23 protein-coding genes are annotated in these 18,416 nt (G+C 45.1%); 1 reads left to right on the forward strand and 22 read right to left on the reverse strand.

Features of this window, described 5'->3' with window-relative positions:
- Window positions 1–42: 42 nt before the first annotated feature.
- The 12 genes from G9U52_RS02435 to G9U52_RS02490 all read right to left on the reverse strand — a co-directional run bounded on the left by G9U52_RS02435 (window position 43) and on the right by G9U52_RS02490 (window position 9,940).
- Window positions 43–672 carry a tetratricopeptide repeat protein gene (locus G9U52_RS02435; protein WP_166145615.1) on the reverse strand — a complete coding sequence of 210 codons (630 nt, stop codon included), beginning with the start codon at window positions 670–672 and terminating at the stop codon, window positions 43–45.
- Between the two features lie 64 nt (window positions 673–736).
- A complete protein-coding gene (gene panD / locus G9U52_RS02440) occupies window positions 737–1,120 on the reverse strand; it encodes an aspartate 1-decarboxylase (protein ID WP_166145618.1) in 384 nt (127 codons plus the stop codon).
- Between the two features lie 67 nt (window positions 1,121–1,187).
- Window positions 1,188–2,063 (reverse strand): pantoate--beta-alanine ligase, encoded by an 876-nt coding sequence (panC, locus tag G9U52_RS02445; RefSeq protein WP_166145621.1) that lies wholly within the window; start codon window positions 2,061–2,063, stop codon window positions 1,188–1,190.
- A gap of 48 nt (window positions 2,064–2,111) precedes the next feature.
- A complete protein-coding gene (gene panB, locus G9U52_RS02450) occupies window positions 2,112–2,978 on the reverse strand; it encodes a 3-methyl-2-oxobutanoate hydroxymethyltransferase (protein ID WP_166145623.1) in 867 nt (288 codons plus the stop codon).
- A gap of 328 nt (window positions 2,979–3,306) precedes the next feature.
- On the reverse strand, window positions 3,307–4,287 hold the full coding sequence (locus G9U52_RS02455; RefSeq protein WP_166145626.1) for a biotin--[acetyl-CoA-carboxylase] ligase: 981 nt from the start codon (window positions 4,285–4,287) through the stop codon (window positions 3,307–3,309).
- Complete coding sequence (locus G9U52_RS02460; RefSeq protein ID WP_166145629.1) at window positions 4,277–5,611, reverse strand: CCA tRNA nucleotidyltransferase; 1,335 nt, start codon at window positions 5,609–5,611, stop codon at window positions 4,277–4,279. Before G9U52_RS02460 ends, G9U52_RS02455 begins: the two co-directional genes overlap by 11 nt.
- Before the next feature lie 50 nt (window positions 5,612–5,661).
- Window positions 5,662–6,831: an N-acetyl-alpha-D-glucosaminyl L-malate synthase BshA gene (gene bshA, locus G9U52_RS02465; protein ID WP_166145632.1), complete on the reverse strand. Its 1,170-nt coding sequence runs from the start codon at window positions 6,829–6,831 to the stop codon at window positions 5,662–5,664.
- A 56-nt stretch (window positions 6,832–6,887) separates the two neighbouring features.
- Window positions 6,888–7,586, reverse strand: a complete 699-nt coding sequence (gene bshB1 / locus G9U52_RS02470; protein ID WP_166145635.1) for a bacillithiol biosynthesis deacetylase BshB1 — start codon at window positions 7,584–7,586, stop codon at window positions 6,888–6,890.
- Window positions 7,586–8,002, reverse strand: a complete 417-nt coding sequence (locus tag G9U52_RS02475) for a methylglyoxal synthase (protein ID WP_166145637.1) — start codon at window positions 8,000–8,002, stop codon at window positions 7,586–7,588. Before G9U52_RS02475 ends, bshB1 begins: the two co-directional genes overlap by 1 nt.
- A gap of 49 nt (window positions 8,003–8,051) precedes the next feature.
- The gene (gene dapB / locus G9U52_RS02480) at window positions 8,052–8,855 is read right to left on the reverse strand and encodes a 4-hydroxy-tetrahydrodipicolinate reductase (RefSeq protein WP_166145640.1); all 804 of its coding nucleotides are present in this window, start codon (window positions 8,853–8,855) and stop codon (window positions 8,052–8,054) included.
- Between the two features lie 46 nt (window positions 8,856–8,901).
- Window positions 8,902–9,402, reverse strand: a complete 501-nt coding sequence (locus tag G9U52_RS02485) for a tetratricopeptide repeat protein (protein ID WP_166145643.1) — start codon at window positions 9,400–9,402, stop codon at window positions 8,902–8,904.
- A 199-nt stretch (window positions 9,403–9,601) separates the two neighbouring features.
- A complete protein-coding gene (locus G9U52_RS02490) occupies window positions 9,602–9,940 on the reverse strand; it encodes a nucleotide pyrophosphohydrolase (RefSeq protein ID WP_166145646.1) in 339 nt (112 codons plus the stop codon).
- A 250-nt stretch (window positions 9,941–10,190) separates the two neighbouring features.
- Here G9U52_RS02490 and G9U52_RS02495 point away from each other — a divergent pair, with 250 nt between their 5' ends.
- Entirely contained in the window at window positions 10,191–11,057 is an 867-nt protein-coding gene (locus G9U52_RS02495) for a YitT family protein (protein ID WP_166145649.1), read from the forward strand.
- A 6-nt stretch (window positions 11,058–11,063) separates the two neighbouring features.
- Here G9U52_RS02495 and G9U52_RS02500 read toward each other — a convergent pair whose 3' ends face one another.
- The 10 genes from G9U52_RS02500 to G9U52_RS02545 all read right to left on the reverse strand — a co-directional run bounded on the left by G9U52_RS02500 (window position 11,064) and on the right by G9U52_RS02545 (window position 18,397).
- Complete coding sequence (locus G9U52_RS02500; RefSeq protein ID WP_207952751.1) at window positions 11,064–11,933, reverse strand: sporulation protein YpjB; 870 nt, start codon at window positions 11,931–11,933, stop codon at window positions 11,064–11,066.
- A 122-nt stretch (window positions 11,934–12,055) separates the two neighbouring features.
- A complete protein-coding gene (locus tag G9U52_RS02505) occupies window positions 12,056–12,727 on the reverse strand; it encodes a DUF1405 domain-containing protein (RefSeq protein WP_375790213.1) in 672 nt (223 codons plus the stop codon).
- Window positions 12,728–12,810: 83 nt separating this feature from the next.
- Window positions 12,811–13,689 (reverse strand): menaquinol-cytochrome c reductase cytochrome b/c subunit, encoded by an 879-nt coding sequence (locus G9U52_RS02510; protein ID WP_166145652.1) that lies wholly within the window; start codon window positions 13,687–13,689, stop codon window positions 12,811–12,813.
- 15 nt (window positions 13,690–13,704) lie between these two features.
- Window positions 13,705–14,376 carry a menaquinol-cytochrome c reductase cytochrome b subunit gene (gene qcrB / locus G9U52_RS02515; RefSeq protein ID WP_166145655.1) on the reverse strand — a complete coding sequence of 224 codons (672 nt, stop codon included), beginning with the start codon at window positions 14,374–14,376 and terminating at the stop codon, window positions 13,705–13,707.
- A 16-nt stretch (window positions 14,377–14,392) separates the two neighbouring features.
- Complete coding sequence (locus G9U52_RS02520; RefSeq protein ID WP_375790214.1) at window positions 14,393–14,941, reverse strand: Rieske (2Fe-2S) protein; 549 nt, start codon at window positions 14,939–14,941, stop codon at window positions 14,393–14,395.
- Between the two features lie 244 nt (window positions 14,942–15,185).
- A complete protein-coding gene (locus G9U52_RS02525; RefSeq protein ID WP_166145658.1) occupies window positions 15,186–15,623 on the reverse strand; it encodes a DUF2487 family protein in 438 nt (145 codons plus the stop codon).
- Window positions 15,624–15,719: 96 nt separating this feature from the next.
- The gene (locus G9U52_RS02530; protein WP_375790215.1) at window positions 15,720–15,968 is read right to left on the reverse strand and encodes an IDEAL domain-containing protein; all 249 of its coding nucleotides are present in this window, start codon (window positions 15,966–15,968) and stop codon (window positions 15,720–15,722) included.
- Window position 15,969: 1 nt separating this feature from the next.
- Window positions 15,970–16,485: a gamma carbonic anhydrase family protein gene (locus G9U52_RS02535; protein ID WP_166145661.1), complete on the reverse strand. Its 516-nt coding sequence runs from the start codon at window positions 16,483–16,485 to the stop codon at window positions 15,970–15,972.
- Window positions 16,486–16,535: 50 nt separating this feature from the next.
- Complete coding sequence (locus G9U52_RS02540) at window positions 16,536–17,669, reverse strand: hypothetical protein (protein ID WP_166145664.1); 1,134 nt, start codon at window positions 17,667–17,669, stop codon at window positions 16,536–16,538.
- Window positions 17,670–17,812: 143 nt separating this feature from the next.
- Window positions 17,813–18,397, reverse strand: a complete 585-nt coding sequence (locus tag G9U52_RS02545) for a histidine phosphatase family protein (protein WP_311764805.1) — start codon at window positions 18,395–18,397, stop codon at window positions 17,813–17,815.
- Between the last annotated feature and the right edge of the window lie 19 nt (window positions 18,398–18,416).

Below are 18,416 nucleotides of genomic sequence, written 5' to 3' on the forward strand. Positions count from 1 at the left end.
AAGGGAATAGCAAACTTCCTAGTGCTCCATTCCCCAAGACCCTTATTTTCTAGACGTTGGAAAGAACTCAAGCTTGCCTTTTTTCTCTTGGCATATACCCATTTCCACTAAAAGCTCTGTACAGCAGGGATCTGCTTGAAAAGCCTGATTGAACAAACGGAAAGCTTTTTCAGCATTGGCACCCTGCATTTGAATGCAACCCATCGCTGTACAAGCAATAGCTTTAATATGGCGGTTTTCCGTGATTTGGGATAAAAAATAAAAATGGCTATAGCCTTCGGATACCTCGCCTTTTTGCAGAAAGCACATCGCCAAATATAAACGCGCCAATGTAAAATCTGGCTGTACATGGACAATGTCCGTAAATTCATGAATGGCTTCACTATACATAAGCAGCTTGTAGTACCCTTGCCCCCTAATAAAGCCTTCGGAACGGTGATGATCCAGTTCTGGATCGATCTTCGGGCTGGCTGGTGGAGCTGCTGAAAGTCCATAGAAGGCAGATAGCTTTTCTTCAAAAAGCAGCCATTCTTCAATAAGCGTATCGCTCATGGATTTGAGTGTATTCAGCTTATGGTCAAGCTCGCGTTTCTGTACGCCTACAGCATCCGGGTATTGGCCGGCAACTTCATCAAGCATTTCGTTCATCGAGATAAACAGATGTTTGAACATGAGCGCATCCCACCTTAAGCTAGAGCATACCCTCATTTTCTGCTTGATTGCCGCTTTTCATTCGTTACATGACTGTGGAATGAATTTCTTCTTTAAGCACACTTACGATCTGATTATTGTCGCCCATAATTGCGATCTGCGGCCGATGTGTTCGAGCCTCTTCGTCAGTCATCATCACAAAGGATAAAATAATAACGATATCCCCAATGTGGACTAGTCGTGCCGCGGCACCGTTTAAACAAATAACGCCTGATCCACGCGGCCCAGGGATAATATAAGTTTCAAAGCGTGCACCGTTATTATTATTAACGATTTGCACCTTCTCATTAGGCAGCATATCAATTAAATCCATTATATCCTCGTCAATTGTGATGCTGCCCACATAATTCAGATTAGCTTCTGTGACGGTAGCACGATGTATTTTAGATTTTAGCATAGTTCTGAACATATAAGTAACCTCCTGTTAGTTGCTGCTTGTGTATCATCATTGTGTATCATCATTGTGTATCAACAGTTTATTTCGACAGCAAAATGATAGTATTATCAATCAGGCGTGTTTTGCCAAAGCGGGCTGCCAAAGCAATTACGATCTCTCCAGATATGGATCTTTGCAATCGAGAAACGGGCTCCAATTCAGGATAAGTAACGATTTCAACATATTCAATCTCAGCTAAGGGCATTTGGGCGATATGAGTGCGAATCATTTGCTTGAGCTCATCAGCCAGTAGCACGTCAGCGGCTTCGTTAATGCGCTGCTCTGCCAGCTTTAACGCTGAGGACAGAGCCAATGCCTGCCGGCGCTCCTCTGGCTGCAAATATACATTACGTGAGCTCATGGCGAGTCCATCCTGTTCACGAACAATGGGGCAAGGTACGATCTGAAGCGGCATGTTCAAATCATCGACCAATTGCTTTATGACCGCTACCTGCTGCACATCTTTTAACCCAAAAAACGCGGCATCCGGCTGGATGATTTGAAATAATTTGGTGACGATAACGGCGACTCCATCAAAATGCCCTGGACGCGACGCCCCACAAAGCTGCTCGGTAATAATGGATAAGCTAATCTTCGTTCTCACGGGCTTGGGATACATTTCGACTGTTGACGGGCAAAATACAACATCTGTACCCTCCTCTTCCGCAAGCTCCAAGTCGCGCGCTTCATTACGCGGATACCGATCAAAATCCTCATTAGGTCCAAATTGTAACGGATTAACAAATATGCTCAGGACAACGAAATCACATTGCTTCCGCGCTTGCTGGAGCAAGCTCGCATGCCCTTGATGCAGGAAACCCATGGTCGGTACGAATCCGATGGTAAAGCCCGGCTGCTTCGCTCTCACGCCTTTTAGAACGGCTCTAAGCTCTTCTATGTGATGGATAACCTGCATGTCTTTTTCCCTCCTCAACCTTAACTTTACTTATGTTTTAGCTATGAGCTACTTTTTGTTAATTCCTTGATTTCCATACAAGCCAGCAGCCAGCACATCATCCATGTGGAACGCTTGCTCCTGTGTTGGGAAGCTGCGTGCTTTCACTTCGGCTACATATTGCTTTAAGCCGCTACGAATGTCATTGCCAATATCTGCATAAGCCTTGACGAATTTTTTGGGAGCGATATCCGAGCCGTAGCCCATTGCATCATGGAACACCAGCACCTGCCCATCACAACGCGGGCCGGCCCCAATGCCAATAGTAGGAATGGACAATTGCTCGGTAATATAGGCAGCGAGCTCCTCCGTAACCAGCTCTAGCACGATGGCGAAAGCCCCCGCTTGCTCTAGGCCTTTGGCCTCCTCAATCAGCCTATTTGCTTGCTCCGAGCTCTTGCCTTGGATTTTATAGCCGCCAATTTGATGAATCGATTGGGGCGTCAGACCAATATGTCCCATAACCGGTATACCTGCCCTTGTACAGGCTTGTACGGACTCGATAATCTCTAAGCCGCCCTCCATTTTAACGGCGGTAGCAAGCCCCTCCTGCATAATACGCGCCGCATTACGCAGCGTCATATCCGTGCTGCCATGGTAGGTCATAAAGGGGAGATCTGTTACGACAAAGGTTGAGGTCGCTGCACGCACTACAGACCTTGTGTGATAGATCATATCCTCAATGGTAACAGGAATGGTCGATTCATAGCCCAAAACGACATTGCCCAAGGAATCGCCAACAAGGATCGCATCAATTCCCGCTTCCTCAGCAAGAAGTGCCGATGGGTAATCATAAGCGGTAATCATCGAAATCGGAATGCCGCTTTCTTTCATCTTTTTAAACTTTGTGGTCGTATTTGCCCTTCGCTTTTCCATTTCACACCCTCTTTTCTAAACGTTAGCTTGCACCAATCTTCACAAAAAAACTATACAAAAAAACCTTTAAGCCAAGGGAAGGCAAAAAGGTCACATGATTGCTCACATATGATCCTTCTGTCTCGGTCCGTTAGGCTCAGAGCAGAATCCGACATATTTCAACTAGCTATGAAGTTAATAATTATCCATATTTCATTGTTGCCTGCACAAAGCGGTTAAAGAGTGCAATTCGGTTAGGATATCGCCTCTGTTCGCTTTATTATAACAAAATTTATTTAAGAGGAACAGTTTTTCTTTTCACATTTCATCCACATTTATGGCGATCTTATTATCTGGAACCAAATTCGACATTGCTGGAATACCATTTGGTTAAAGTCCCATCCGCAAGTCGGACGACTAAGGCGCCATGGTCATCAATGCCCTCAGCAATACCCTCTATAAGCCCTTTATTGCTTTGTTGGCGAACTGTGCAGCCTATCGAGACATTGAGCGCTTCCCAGAGCATTTTAATCGGTGCAAATCCCTGCTCTTGATAAAGCTCGTATAAACCTTCAAGCTCTAGCAAAAATTGGCATAGCAGCTCCGCGCGGTCTATCTTGCTGCCCGCCTGAATGGACAAGGAAGTGGCCACATCCTTGATCTCTTCAGGAAAGTCATCTGGGTCTAGATTCACACTAATCCCGACACCAGCAATAACATGCTGCAGCTTTTCTTCATCTGCGCTGGATTCGAGCAAAATCCCGCTTATTTTTTTGCCGTCGACCAGCAGGTCATTCGGCCATTTAATACCTGCATCAATCGCGGTTAGCTTGCGTATGGAACGGCATAAAGCCACAGCTACCAGCAACGTCAGCTGTGGCGCAAGTTGCAGTGGTATACGCGGCTTCAAGACTAAGCTCATCCATAACCCCTTACCTTTGGGTGAATACCACTTACGACCCATTCTGCCGCGGCCGCTTGTTTGGTGCTCGGCGATGACAAGGGTTCCCTCTGCCGCACCTTCCAGCACTAAGGAATGGGCTACAGTATTGGTTGATTCTACCTCATCGTAATAGAGGATCGACCTGCCTACTATGGTCGTCTGGAGCTTGGCTGTTAGCTGCTCAATGTCCAGCTTGTCCGGCTTGCTAATAAAGCGGTAGCCTTTGCGGGACACGGCTTCAAAAACATAACCCTCCATACGGAGCCGCTCGATATGTTTCCAAACCGCCGTTCGGCTGCAATTCATCTTCTGGCTTAGCTCTTCGCCCGAAAGAAATACATCCGGGCTTTCTATGAATAAACGAATTAATTGTTCATTAATATTCATGCTGTGTACCACTCTCTGACGATTTAGAGTTTTCTACGAACATCACAGCTTCAGCAATTAGCGCATCCGTCTCATTGGAAAGCCGTCCAAGGGCGACTTCATGCAGTAAAAATTGCAAAACCTCAGCAAGCCATGGTCCTGGTGCATGATGAATATGAGTTAACAGCTGCTTGCCATCCACCCGAAGCTGCTCCAAACGGTCTATTTCGAGCTCATTCAGCCATGCTTCTCCATGTTGGATGAACAAGGAGACGACTTGAGACGGTAGGGACAAATGTTCCAAGACTTTGGGATCTACCGCCAACACTTTGCCAAGCAGCTGAAGAGCTTCTTTGCCATAGCGCAGCACTGTCCGTTTCCATATCGGCTCCAGCTCATGCTCTAATGAGAGCTCATGCCTGTTAACTCTGTTAAGAAGATCAACATCCGCGGCAGCATCAACCAGCTTATAGGCAGCGGCTACCACCGCACAGACGGCTTTTATCTGCGCCTTGGAGAACGTTAGTGAACGCATATCCGCTTCTGTCTCTGAAGCATTCATACCCATTGCGATATATAGAAAGCTCCATCGCTCGGTTGGCGCTTTAAGCTGATTGATCGGCTCAGCAGTCCGTAGCCTGTCTAACTGTGCAAGCCTTAATGGCTGCTTCGCCTCGAGCAGCATACCGCTGGCGGCCAGCAAGCCGATAGCTTTAAGCGGATTCGCTCCAGCGATCATTCGCTCCAGCTCCATCCGCACCCGCTCCAGTGCGATATGCTTTAGCAGCGAAGCATGCTTGCATAAGGCCTGCCAGGTGCCGCCTTCGATCTGCAGCTCATATTCGGAAGAAAACCGGATACAACGCAGCATACGCAAGGCATCCTCCGTAAACCGTTCGCTGGCATTTCCTACACAGCGCAAGCTGCCTTGCGCCAAATCCGCTAGCCCGCCAAACGGGTCAATCAGCATGCCTGCAGCATCCAGTGCCATAGCATTCATGGTAAAATCACGACGCTTAAGATCCTCCTCTAAGCTGTCGATAAATTCTACCTCAGCAGGACGTCGAAACTGCTCATAATCAGCTTCCTTGCGAAAAGTCGTCACCTCGTAAAGGTTCCCATCCATTATGACCGATACAGTACCATGCTGTAGACCGGTAGGAATCGTTCGCTCGAATAGCTCCACGACCTGGGCAGGATGTGCAGAAGTCGCAATATCATAATCCTTGACAGCGCGACGTAATTGCTGATCACGGACACAGCCACCAACCAGGTAAGCTTGGAAGCCTTGCTGAGTTAACTTTTGTAAAACCTTTAACGCACCTTGCTCCAGCTTTGTTTTCATAGGGTCCACCTAACTCCAGCCCATCTATCTGACCCGTTCCATCAGCCAGCTTAACAATTTAATGGTTTTAGTTTGAGCTCATCAGGAATCGGCAATCCGAGCACCCGATAATAAATTTCTTCATATTGCCTAGTAATCACATCATTACAAAATGTGAATCGTGCCCGATATAAACACGCCTCCACGATTTTTTCATACAAAGGTTTGTCTGTTAGTAACTGCTTCGTATAGTGAGCCATTTGCTCAACATCACCAATATCCGCGAGAAAGCCGGACTCGCCATGGACGATCAGCTCAGGGATACCCCCTGTATTGGATGCGACGGTAGGAACGCCACATGCCATTGCTTCTAGCGCAACCAGACCAAAGCTCTCCTTCTCTGATGGCAATAACATTACATCAGACAATGATAACAGCTGGGCTACGTCATCCTGCTTGCCACAGAAGGTAACGCGGTCTAATAATCCGAGCTCTTTAACTCGGCATAATACTTTAGATAACTCGGGGCCTTCACCAACAAATAACAATCGGCAAGGAATTTCCTGAGCGACGCGATGGAATATCTCCACAACATCCGTCACTCGCTTCACCGGACGAAAGTTGGAAATATGAATTAATATTTTTTCATCAGGCTGGGCGAATTCTTTACGGAGATCCGTGACTTCTCTTGGGAAATAGACCCTTTTATCCACAAAATTATAGGCCAAATCGATATGCTTCTCTATATTAAGCAGCCTTCTAGTTTCTTCAATTAAATCCTTTGACACCGCAGTTACAGCATCACTTTGGTTAATCGCATAGCGGATCAGGTCACTCAGGGATTCATCTTGTGCGAGCACCGTTATATCTGTACCATGCAAAGTCGTTACAACCTTCAATTTATCACCAACCATCTGCTTGGCCAACAATGCACAAACAGCATGGGGAATCGCATAATGGACATGGAGCAGGTCAAGCTCTTCGAGTTGGACAACCTGAGCCAGCTTGCTTGCCAGCGATAAATCGTATGGCGGATATTTAAACACATAATAGTCATTGACCTCGACTTCATGATAAAAAATATTTCGGTCAAATTTACCTAAACGAAAAGGCATACTATGTGTAATAAAATGCACCTCATGCCCCTTTTCGGCAAGCAGCTTACCCAGCTCAGTCGCTACAACACCTGAACCGCCCAATGTCGGATAACAGGTAATACCGATTTTAAGACGTTCCTTCATAAGACTTCCTCCGTTGCCTGTTTCTAATGAGTATTTATCAAGAGCCCGGTGTCCTGCTAAAATTTTTCAATCAAATAGGGTACCTTGCTAACAAACCCTTCCGCATAAGCAACCATCCGCTTTTGGCCCAGCATCCGATCCTTAGCTTCAATTCGCTCCAGATAGCCTTGGTTCAGTGGCGTTTTCACAAAATCATTGTTTGTGCCTACACTCTCAAATTGCGTACGGTAAGCCTGTAAGGCTTGCATCTTAAGCTCATGGACGCCCGTAATATCGACCAATAAATCCGATTCATAAATATCATTAATAAAATAAAAATAAAGCTCTTCTACGGTATGCGCTTCAGTATCAGGATCATACCGGCGAAGCTTGGCATTAAATACAGCTTCTTGTACCAGCCTGCTGCACGCAATATGATCCGGATGCCGATCCTCCCAATAAGGAGCGAATACTATTCGTGGCTTGTGCTTACGGATTTCTAATGTTATCGCCTTAACGTTGGCCTCATTGATCCATAAACCTCGGTCAGGCAGGCCGAGATTGGTTCTCTCTGCCAAGCCCAACACTCCAGAAGCCGCTTGCGCTTCGTTCTGGCGAATGTCTACTGTGCCATTCGAGGACATCTCCGCGTAGGTCAAATCACAAATACCAACACGCTGGCCTGCTGCTGTGTGCTTACAAATGGTACCACCCATGCCGATTTCGGCATCATCCGGGTGTGCGCCAAAAACCAACAAATCCAGATGTCCACTCATTACATTTCACCTGGTTTATATTTATGGACAAGCTCTCTCCAGGCAAAATCACCGCGATCCAATGCTTTGACCAAAATTTCAGCTGTCGCAATGTTGGTGGCGCATGGAATGCCTTGTACATCACAAAGACGAAGCAATGCAATAATATCCGGCTCATGGGGTTGAGCCATCAGCGGATCACGCAAGAAAATGATCAAATCCATTTCATTGGTCGCCACCATAGCGCCAATCTGTTGATCGCCGCCAAGTGGTCCCGACATAAAGCAGTGGATTTGCAGCTTGGTGCTCTCCATAATTCGAGTGCCTGTTGTTCCCGTTGCATAAAGCAGATGATTCTCAAAAACCGTCTCATAAGCAATAATAAAATTAACCATTTCGTCTTTTTTGCGATCATGTGCTATTAATGCTATGTTCATCTCGCTTTTACTCCTCCATATGGCTTCACATTTATCTTATCTACACTGATTAATCTATAAAATGTTCAAATCCATAAACAATACCTGTCAGTTCCATTACTTTATTCACCGCAACCTTAACTCCCGGCATATAACCTGCCCGATCGTAGGAATCATGGCGAATTTTCAGAGTTTGACCGAATGCTCCGAAAATAACCTCTTGCTGAGCAAATACGCCAGGAAGCCGAACACTATGTATCCTAAATCCATTATATAAGCCGCCGCGAGCACCTTCAATGGTTTCCGTTTCATTGGGGTTGCCTTGTCTAACTTCTTCGCGGCTTTGGGAAATCAGCTCAGCGGTTTTGATCGCTGTACCTGAAGGGGCATCCAGCTTTTGGTCGCCATGATACTCAATAATTTCCAGATTTGGCATATACTTAGCTGCCTGAGCGGCAAATTTCATCATAAGAATCGCTCCGATTGAAAAATTGGGAGCGATAATACCTCCAATTCCTTGCTCCTTACATTGCCTATCAAATATTTCAATATCCTCAGGTGTGAATCCTGTTGTCCCGATGACAGGACGCACTTTATATTTGATCGCTAAAGCGGTATTTGCTACTACGGAATGAGGCGTCGTGAAATCAACCAATACATCCGGCTTGCCTTCCACCAGGGCTAGCTCCAAATCATTGCTTATCTTAATGCCACAAGGCTCCAAGCCTACCATTCTACCTGCATCGACTTCATGGCCAGTAGACCTTCCTATCGCTGCTACCAACTCAAGTCCACTATCTTCCAACACCATTTTTACAACCTCACGGCCCATACGGCCATTTGCACCAGCTACGGCAACTCGAATCTTACTCATCCTCTATTCGATCCTTTCTTCTCTTGCCTTATTTATGGCTATATGCTCACTTAAGATGCTGTTGATATTCCAATAGCAGGCGCTGGCCGATTTCGTGCTGGGGATCTAGCTTTAAGCATTCATAGATGGCGTCGATAGCCTCATTATACAACTTAAGTAAGGAGTATCCATGCGCTAATAGTATAAATGCCTCTATGTTTATCGAATCCAAACGAATAGCTTGCTTTAATAAGCCAATCGCTCGCCAAAGCTCCACTTCAGATTCTGTGAAATAAGCTTCAGCTTGCACGATCAATTCTCTAGCCTGCAGGTGCTGTAAATGCAACCGAAACTGTGACTCCGTGCTATCAAGCATAACTGCCTTGCTGGCATGTTCAATGGCTTTGGAAAGCTTATTGCTTCGAGCACATGTAATGGATAATTTATAATGAAAAACAGCATTATTGGGACTGATTGCTATAGCCTGCCCGAACCATTCCACCGCCTGCTCAAAGTCATGCATCAATATAGCTTCATAAGCCTTCTTAATTTGCTCTTCCCCATCCATGCTGCCCATCCTCCTTAGAGTTATCCGAGCACACTAACTTATGAGCATTAGCCTAAATGTGCAGTAATAAGTAACCGCTGTATAGTTGGGATATTACTATCTCCAGAACACACGGCCACTCCAAAAGTTATTCACCGCACTTCTAAAGCTTGGCATTATGCCTGCTCATAAACATACTCGATGGTACAGCATATGTTTTTCAGTCGCCATCGGTGTTTATTTTGGTCCACCGGTCGGCGTCCCGAGTCCGAAACTTCTCCATAATTTTATTATGCGCCTCCGTCAAATCAAGCCCCAACGAATTGGCAAAACAAATCGTTATAAATAAAATATCGCCCAGCTCCAACTCAATGGAGTTGTCTGCTTCCGAGGATTTTTTGGGCTTTTCGCCAAACTGGTGATTGACCTCACGGGCTAACTCGCCCACCTCTTCTGACATCCGAGCCAGCATAGACATAGGGCTGAAATAGCCTTCCTTAAACTGCGATATATATTGGTCTACTTCCTGCTGCAGTTCCGCAAGCGTCCGTTGTGTCATCGAAAGACCATCACCAACCTTATTATGAATATACCTATCTTAAAGGGTTCATTATTGCTGAATGCCTATAGTACAAAACCCTTTTTACTATGTTATCGCAAACGTCGTAGGATGACAAATTTTTTTTGGGTTAGAATTAGGCATACTAAATGAAAGCAGTCACTTGAATGCTTTCGACGCCAGTTTCTGCGAAAACTCAGTTATGCTTTCAATGCTAGTTTTCTTCGAAAACTCTAAGGAGATGAACTCTATGTACAAATTGATTAGAGAGCGATTGCAGACTTTGTTCCCAATTTGGCTGGGAACTGCTATTTACGCCTTTGGTTTGCATTATTTTATTATCCCAAACCAGTTAATGGAAGGTGGAATTACTGGAATCGCCCTGATGCTTAATTATATTTTTCATATCCCCCTCTCCATCACCACTTTGATAACCAACATTCCACTTTTTTTAATCGGCTGGAAAATCTTTGGCAGGCAGTCCATGCTGTATACAATTTTCGGAACTGCTTCTCTCACAGGCTTTCTTTGGATGATGGAATGGATCATACATAGAGGCTGGCTCGTTCCTTTTAAGACGGAGCAAGATTATTTTCTCGTTACAGCCTATGCGGGACTTACGTTAGGAATTGGACTCGGCATCGTATTTCGTTATGGGGGAACAACAGGAGGCACAGATATTATCGCGCGAATTGTCCAGAAATGGAGGGGCTGGAGCATGGGGCAAATTATTTTGCTAATTGATGTATTGGTTATTGGCTCAGCGATCTTTTTTTTACCTAAGGAACAAATTTTGTATACATTCGTAGCCGTTTTCATCACAAGTAAAGTGATTGACATTATCATTGAGGGTGCTTACGCCGCGCATGCGTTTATGATTATTTCCGATCATGCCGAGCAAGTCGTCCATGCCATCACCTTGCACACCGACCGGGGAGCTACCATGATTCCTGCATTCGGCGGTTTCTCGAAAAATCCAAAAAACATCGTCTACTGTGTGGTTTACCGACAAGAATTAAAAAGGCTCAAAGACTTGGTCCGTTCCGTCGACCCTCGCGCCTTTATCATTATTAACGAGGTTCATGACGTATTGGGAGAAGGCTTCAAGCCGGAATAAGCTATTTTACTCTTCAAGGCTTTTGCGTATGGTGATGACTCCACCATCCTTTTTGGAAAGACGCCAAGCTACAAAGCTTAGCACAGTCAAAATAATCGTACCCATCACAAGTGTCCACAAAATTGGGTTATGGTCATCGATAATCGGTAAGTAAGCAGTTGCCTCTTTCTTCAAAAATAACACATCAATCGTATGCCGCAGGCTGGGCATTACATTCAAGATTTGCTTATATAGCTCTTGCTCCGAACGGACCTGATCACTTATAAATAATACGAGAGAATCCAGTTTTTCTATCTCAATGGGATCCCGGCTTATAAGCAGGCTGGGGTGGAGCACGGCAATATGCTGACGGAATTTAGCGTCCGCCGCTAACAACTCAGGCTTATTCTGGGCATGCATGGAACGCTCCATTTGCTCCAAATCGTCCTGCAGCAGCCTATAATGCTGAATCCACATAGGCTCACGCGGATGTGTTAAGGCATCGGTCGCCAAGCGAATCGTCGCTACAGAGACTTGTCCCTCTTCTGGGGACAAGTTAACGGCATTAAATACACGTTTACTTTGAGTAATGGTCGTGGTCAGTGCATTCAGGCCTTCAAGTGTTGTGATGCCTTCATAACGGATTTGCGGAATTTGTTCGCTCAGCTGTTGAAGTGCAGCTCGTCCACCCGCTAAATCTCCCTGCATGACTTTTTTATACATGTCATCGGCGGTTTGGTTTAGTAATTCTAGCTTTTGCAATTGGTCTTGCGCTGGCTTTGGTGGAGCAGCTTGTTCTACGGGCTTTTGTCCTAATGAACAGCCAGCAAGTAATTGTACACTGATCAGTAGGGTTAAGATAAAGCTCCTCGTTTTTACTTTGTTGTTCAACCACATGGATATCCCTCCCTGAAAGTTTTCGAAGAAAAACTTACTTCGTAAGCGATACTTAGTTTTGCTTTAGCAAAACTTACTCCGTCAGTATCATCTATGCTCATCGTATGGGGGGATGTCCACTTTTATACCTTTCTTTTATCCAAAAGCTTGCGAACTTGAAGCATCACCCAAGAGAGAATGATACTGATAAAGCTAAGCTGTATCGTAAACGCAGCAACAATGGTTAAATCATCATCCAATGAAGCCGGTAGCCATGGAAACAACCCCATTCCATAATCCATATAATCGTTTAATAACGTCCAGAGCGCTGCTACAATAATCGCATTCACTCGATATGTATACAACCGCAAATATAATAAGGCTTCAGCTGCCATGCCCAGATGAGATACCGTCAGCATCCAATCCTGCCAGTTAACCGAATCCCCCTGATAGGCACCCGCCCAAATCATTGTTACCGCCCAGATCCCGTACTTAAACGAAGTGATAACAGCTAGCGCTTCAATCAGGCCACGAAACCACCCGGTTGCCTGTAGAGAACTGCGCTTTGGTTTCTGATAAGAATCAAACAACAAATAAGCGATCACCCCTGTAAAGAAGAGGCTTGCCGTCGGGCTGTCGGGTACGAATATTAAATAGCCAGGAGACATCGACTCGGTTGTGAGTACAAGTTGATCCCAATACCAGTAATACCCATAGATCGTCCCGAGCAAATTGACCCAGAATAGAGACCAAAGCATAAATCTGCTCGATAAAAAAGCTTTTGAGAAATAGGTCCGAAACGTAAGAGTCAGCAAGTTAGTTCCTCCCGTACAAATTTGAGGATAATAGGTTTGAAAAAGAACCTGGCCATACTACTGATGGCCAGGTCCTGGATTTGTTACGATTTTTGTTTGCTTAGCCATTCAGCTAATTTGGTCAAATCCGCTTCGGTTAAACCTTTTTTAATATTGTCATCATGTTGAGGACCCATGTTACCGATACCTTTGCTAATAATGCCTAAGATCGCTTCTTGGTTATGCTTGTCGCCTACACCACGAAGTGCCGGAATACCTGAAGCAGGAATTCCTTTCAGCTCCGCACCATGACAGGTAACGCAAGTTGCTTTCTTATAAATCTCTGCACCAGGATCATCGGCTGCAACGATAGCGGCACCTGCTGTTTTCTTCGTACTTGGCGCTGGAAGACCTGCACTTTTGGCTGCATGCATCTCTTCTTCGCGTTTAATATGCTCAGGGATAATGTTTTTTTCCGTCAACTCATGCTGGTAATGCGTCCATGATACTACGGTTAAGTAAGTAATGGCTACCAACGATAACATCATCAGCGTTGATGTAATAGGACGTCTGTAGAAACGTCTTTCTTTGCCTGTATCCAGAAAAGGCACAAGCATCAAAGAACCGAACAAAATACCAGGAACAATAACAGTCCCGAACACGACGAATTGATCAGACGCATAAGGGTATTTCAGTAATTGGTACATAAATAAGAAATACCAGTCAGGCATTGGGATAAATTGGGTATTTGTTGGGTCTGCCGGATAACCAAGTGGAGCAGCCTCGGTCATAACCAGCACCAATATGCCTACCATCGCAACAACCGCAACCATCCATTCCTTCAATAGGAAGTTAGGAATAAATACTTCTGATTTACCCGGAAAAGCCGAGTAATCAGGTTGTGTTAAACGTGATGTTTTGGAGCGTATTCGTGAATCGCCTACATAAACAATCTTTTCGTCAGAATCGTGACCATGTGCCACTGTTCACACCTCCTTCTATAACGGACCGGAAATTCCTTGCTTACGAATCATAAAGAAATGTCCCCCAATTAGGGCAAGCAATGCACCAGGCAAGAAAAATACATGAAGGGCAAAGAAACGAGTTAATGTTTGTGCACCAACGATTTCGCCGCCTTGCAAGAAAACTTTAATGTATTCGCCAATATATGGTGCAGAAGCAGCAATCTTAATACCTACTTGTGTGGCAAAGTATGCTTTATTATCCCATGGCAATAGGTATCCGGTAAACCCAAGACCTAGCATGACAAGGAAAATCAGCACTCCCACTACCCAGTTCATTTCACGAGGAGCTTTGTAGGACCCTGTAAAAAATACACGCAGAGTATGTAGGAACATCATGACGATAACCAAGCTGGCTCCCCAGTGATGCATACCACGTACAATAACTCCGAAAGCAACCTTATGCTGCAAATAATCAACGCTTGCATAGGCATTGATTATGTCTGGAACATAATACATCGTCAAGAACATACCCGATAGGATTTGAATAACCGTGATAAAAAACGTCAATCCACCAAAGCAATACACGAATGCGGAAAAGTGATGCGCCGGATTAACGTGCTCCGGAACCTCGTGGTCGGCCACATCCCTCCACATCGGCGTGATATCAAGACGTTCATCAATCCAGTTATACATACTTTTAAACATCTGATGTTACGCCTCCTTATTGTGCCCTTTTGTTCGGACCGAGCTGACCTACATACACAAAGCCATTTTCCGTCTTCAGTTCGTATTGGTCCAAAGGCAATGGGGCAACTGCAAGATTTTTTCCGTCAGCCGTATAGTGTGCGCCATGGCAAGGACAATAGTATTGATCTTTAAAGGCCGGATTTGAATTCCAGTCAACTGTACATCCCAAGTGCTTACAGGTTGGATTCAAAGCAAAAATATTGCCCGCCTTGTCTTTGGATATCCAAGCTTCCAGCTCCGGGTCACTTTCCCACCAACCATCTACTTGATGGACTTTAAATTTGAAAGATGCAGGTGTTTCCGTAATTTTCGTTTCCTCTACTACCTTTACCCAAGCGGCTTCTGTCTTCGGTTGAAGGACAGGATCAACAGCAAAACGAAGCATAGGAACAATCATTCCAGCGCCCATGAATGCTGTAGCTCCACCAAGGGTATAAGAAAGAAACTGTCGACGTGACATCTCGCGACGTTTAACCGCCGTTCCTCCTTGATGATGCTCATCCTGATTATTGTGCTCACTCACTCGTATTCTACCCCCTCATACAACATATATCATGTCGTTCGACATTACTTAACCACGCATACTAGGACATTACTAATAATAGCTTACGAGTTAGGGTGCGTCAAGAATATTGCCCCCAATTTCAAAGCTTCAAAGCTTGTCATTACAGTAACTTTTAACGAATTTGTCACATCTGCGCATACAACGTAAACGGAAAGCCGTATACATAGAATTAACAAAATTGCCACCGCTCATACATGAGATGTTATTCGTTGTTGCTTGTCCATAATTGCATCAGCTGTTCGGCTATCCGTTTTTTTTCGACAGGTAACGATTCCGTCAAGGTTTGAGGGGATAGGGTGAAGGATAAATCGGCATCGCATTCAGCGAGCACTCCTTCCAATTCTGCCTTCGCGCTTACCGTAATTACATACTTAAATCCACTGCCTTTAAGCTGTGCGCACAGCGCGTTGATTTGCTCCATGTTATCGCCCCCTTTTAAATAATGAAGCGCCGGGTATGTAAGAACCCTGCCTTTAAAGGGAATTTCAAATAAATCCAAGGCATCCCGCAGATCTTCCAGTGCACAAGTTGCTTCCCACGGAAGCTCGTTTCCGGTTAATCCTGTTACAGGCAGCAGGCATGTATCCACATAGGGACGCAAGTCATCCCAGCTCTTCTCGTTAACATCACTAAATTTCATATGGATTCCTCCTATCGCATCCACTTACTTTAGCACAAAAAAAGAAGCATATGAATAAGCTTCACATGCTTTCGAAAAGTTGCCATCATTTAGACTCTAAGGGGCATCGTTATTTCCAAGTGTATAGAGCGATTTCAGTTCTGTGGTGAGGGCTAGGAAAGTCACTTCATCTCCCTTGGCCAAAGCCAAATCAATCTCTTTGTACAAATAATGCTCCTTATACTTACGAATGGATTCATCCAAGACCATCTCAGCAAATAAGCCCAGCATTGTATCGTTGGAAATATTCATTTTGCCCATAGAACCTACCTCCAAGCCAGATCGCTCAAGATTTGTATTCAACAAACTATAGCTTCTCCTGCAAACGGTATTCCTCACCTCTAGCTACATAGCTTTCCATTGTACGTTGCATACGCAACAGATCCGATTCGGCAAGCTCCCGAATTACCTTAGCAGGCGTCCCAAGCGTAAGTGTGCGAGATGGAATCTGTTTATTTTCAGTAACCAGAGCCCCCGCTCCTATTAAAGCATATTCATCAATCACCGCACCGTTTAGTACAATAGCCCCCATCCCGATTAATGTGCCTTTACCTATCTGGCAACCGTGTATAATAGCTGCATGTCCTACTGACACTTCTTCACCAATAAGCAGAGGCTGGTCGACATTGACATGACCGATACACCCGTCCTGGATATTGCTGTTGCGCCCAATCCGGATTGGTGCCAAATCGCCGCGCAGCACCGTGTTGAACCAGATGCTTGCGCCTTCTTCAATCGTAACGTCTCCAATAATTTGTACACCCGCTGCTAGAAACACACTAGCATGCACCTTCGGGTAAATTCCGTTATAACTATGTAACATGAAGCGCAACCCCTTTTTCCTTCGATATGGGTGTGATTCTATCAATCGCTTCAAATGTTGTCAAATGGTATTGCGGTTAAATCTTCATTTGCCACATAAATCCCCTTAATGATACTTCGTCCCAGTTTTGATAACTGAATGACTGTGCCACTTTCCTCATGCTCGCCAATGCGCAACAAGCCCAAGTGCATCAGCATTTGCAAAATCCGTTGTTCCAATATGCTATCCGCTGTATCGTAATAAAAGGGGCGAATGAGAGGAATCAGCACTTCCTTTAAAGAAGCTACAGTCGCCCATGTGGGAACCAGCTTTTCCAACCAAAACACTAGGGATTGGAGATTCGGTATCGCTCCTTTGTAAAGCCTCAGCCAAAATCGGTATACTTGCAGCAAATCCTCTTCGGAATCGCTAGCGATCCATTCCTTACCTTTTGTGCTAAGTGTAAGCGTCTGGTTATACTCCGTAATCCATCCATGGAAATAGCAATAATTATATATAAAGGAGAAACGGTTTGGGTATTCCTTGGCCATCCGTCCGTACCCGAAGCGCCAAGCGGTTTTGGCAATCATGGCTTCCTTTACCGACAGCCTTTCCAGCAGCTGCTGTAGCTGCCGTTTGTACATATAATTTTCGGCGGTCAACAGCACCTCCTGCTCATGGACAAATTGCAAAAACTGGCGGATATCATCGATAATTAGCCGCTGCTCATCGCGATAAACGTTTGGCTCGCTTACTGATACAACATGCTGCTGAAACTGCTTCATCAACGTTTCACTGAATCTGGCCTTCAAATCTGCTGGTATTTGAAACAAATATCGAGTATCTCGCGAATAGCCATTAAATAGCCAGCCTTGTTGCTTAAACCTGCTAATCATCTCTCTAGGATTCCAGGTGTCCTGCTCCTCCTCCTTGGCCTTGACGAATCGGCTTTGTTGGACTCTTGCGACAAGCTCCTCTATGTTGAAGGTGCCACCTTTATCAAAGATCAATGAGTTTAAAAACCGGATGTCCTCTATTGGCAAACGCGTCACTTGCTGTTCAAATACGTCGCGGCGGCTAACAGTTGCCAGAATGGACTGTATGAGCTCGTTTTTCGAATGGCCGTTACACTCGCAGTTATAGGTTGCGGCAATCCGGCTTAAGTCATGAATATCGGCATAGCTTAACATATCTGCTAAATTCATCGGCTGATACCTCCATAAATGGCTTAGTACCATTATTGGAAAAAGCTGCGGATTTAAACGCGATTTTCGAAAAATATTTTAAATGAGAAATAAAAGAACCGCCAGGGAGGAACGCCCTTGACGGCTCTTTTATTGTGCAAGCCCTACTGTGGATTGTTAGTATCATCCAGATGTGCCGTGCAATTTAATAAGTGACAGTTCCAGACTTGCCCCTCTGATAGCACCATCACAGTCAGTGAGGTATTATTCAGATGCGAGGTTATTGGCTTACCCATAATATGCTCAAGCACGGGGGCTATATAACCCCCGTGGCTAACCAATAATATTCGCTTGCCAGGATGGTTCGCTTCCAGCTCTTCAAAAAATGAAAACCATCGCTGCAAAAGGAGTTCATCGCTCTCAAGCCCTAAATCCTGTTCTCTCCAACTTTCACCAAATAAGGTAATGCGATCCTCGAGCGTCGTCCCTTCCAACTGCCCAAAATGCCGTTCCCGCAATCGTGAATCTGTTCCCAGAAACGGAGTTCCTGTGACCTCGGAGATGGTTTGTGCCGTTTGCTTGGCACGAATCAAATCGCTTGACATCAGGCCATCCCATTCATCCAGCTTTAAGCGAGAAGCTAACCGCTCAGCTTGTTTAATTCCGATTTCTGCAAGCTCCGTATCCATATGGCCTTGCATCCTGCCTGCCAAATTCCATTCTGTTGTTCCATGTCGAATGAAGCCCACTTTTATCAATTTAATTCAC

This window comes from Paenibacillus agricola (assembly GCF_011440305.1).
GTDB lineage: Bacteria > Bacillota > Bacilli > Paenibacillales > NBRC-103111 > Paenibacillus_S > Paenibacillus_S agricola.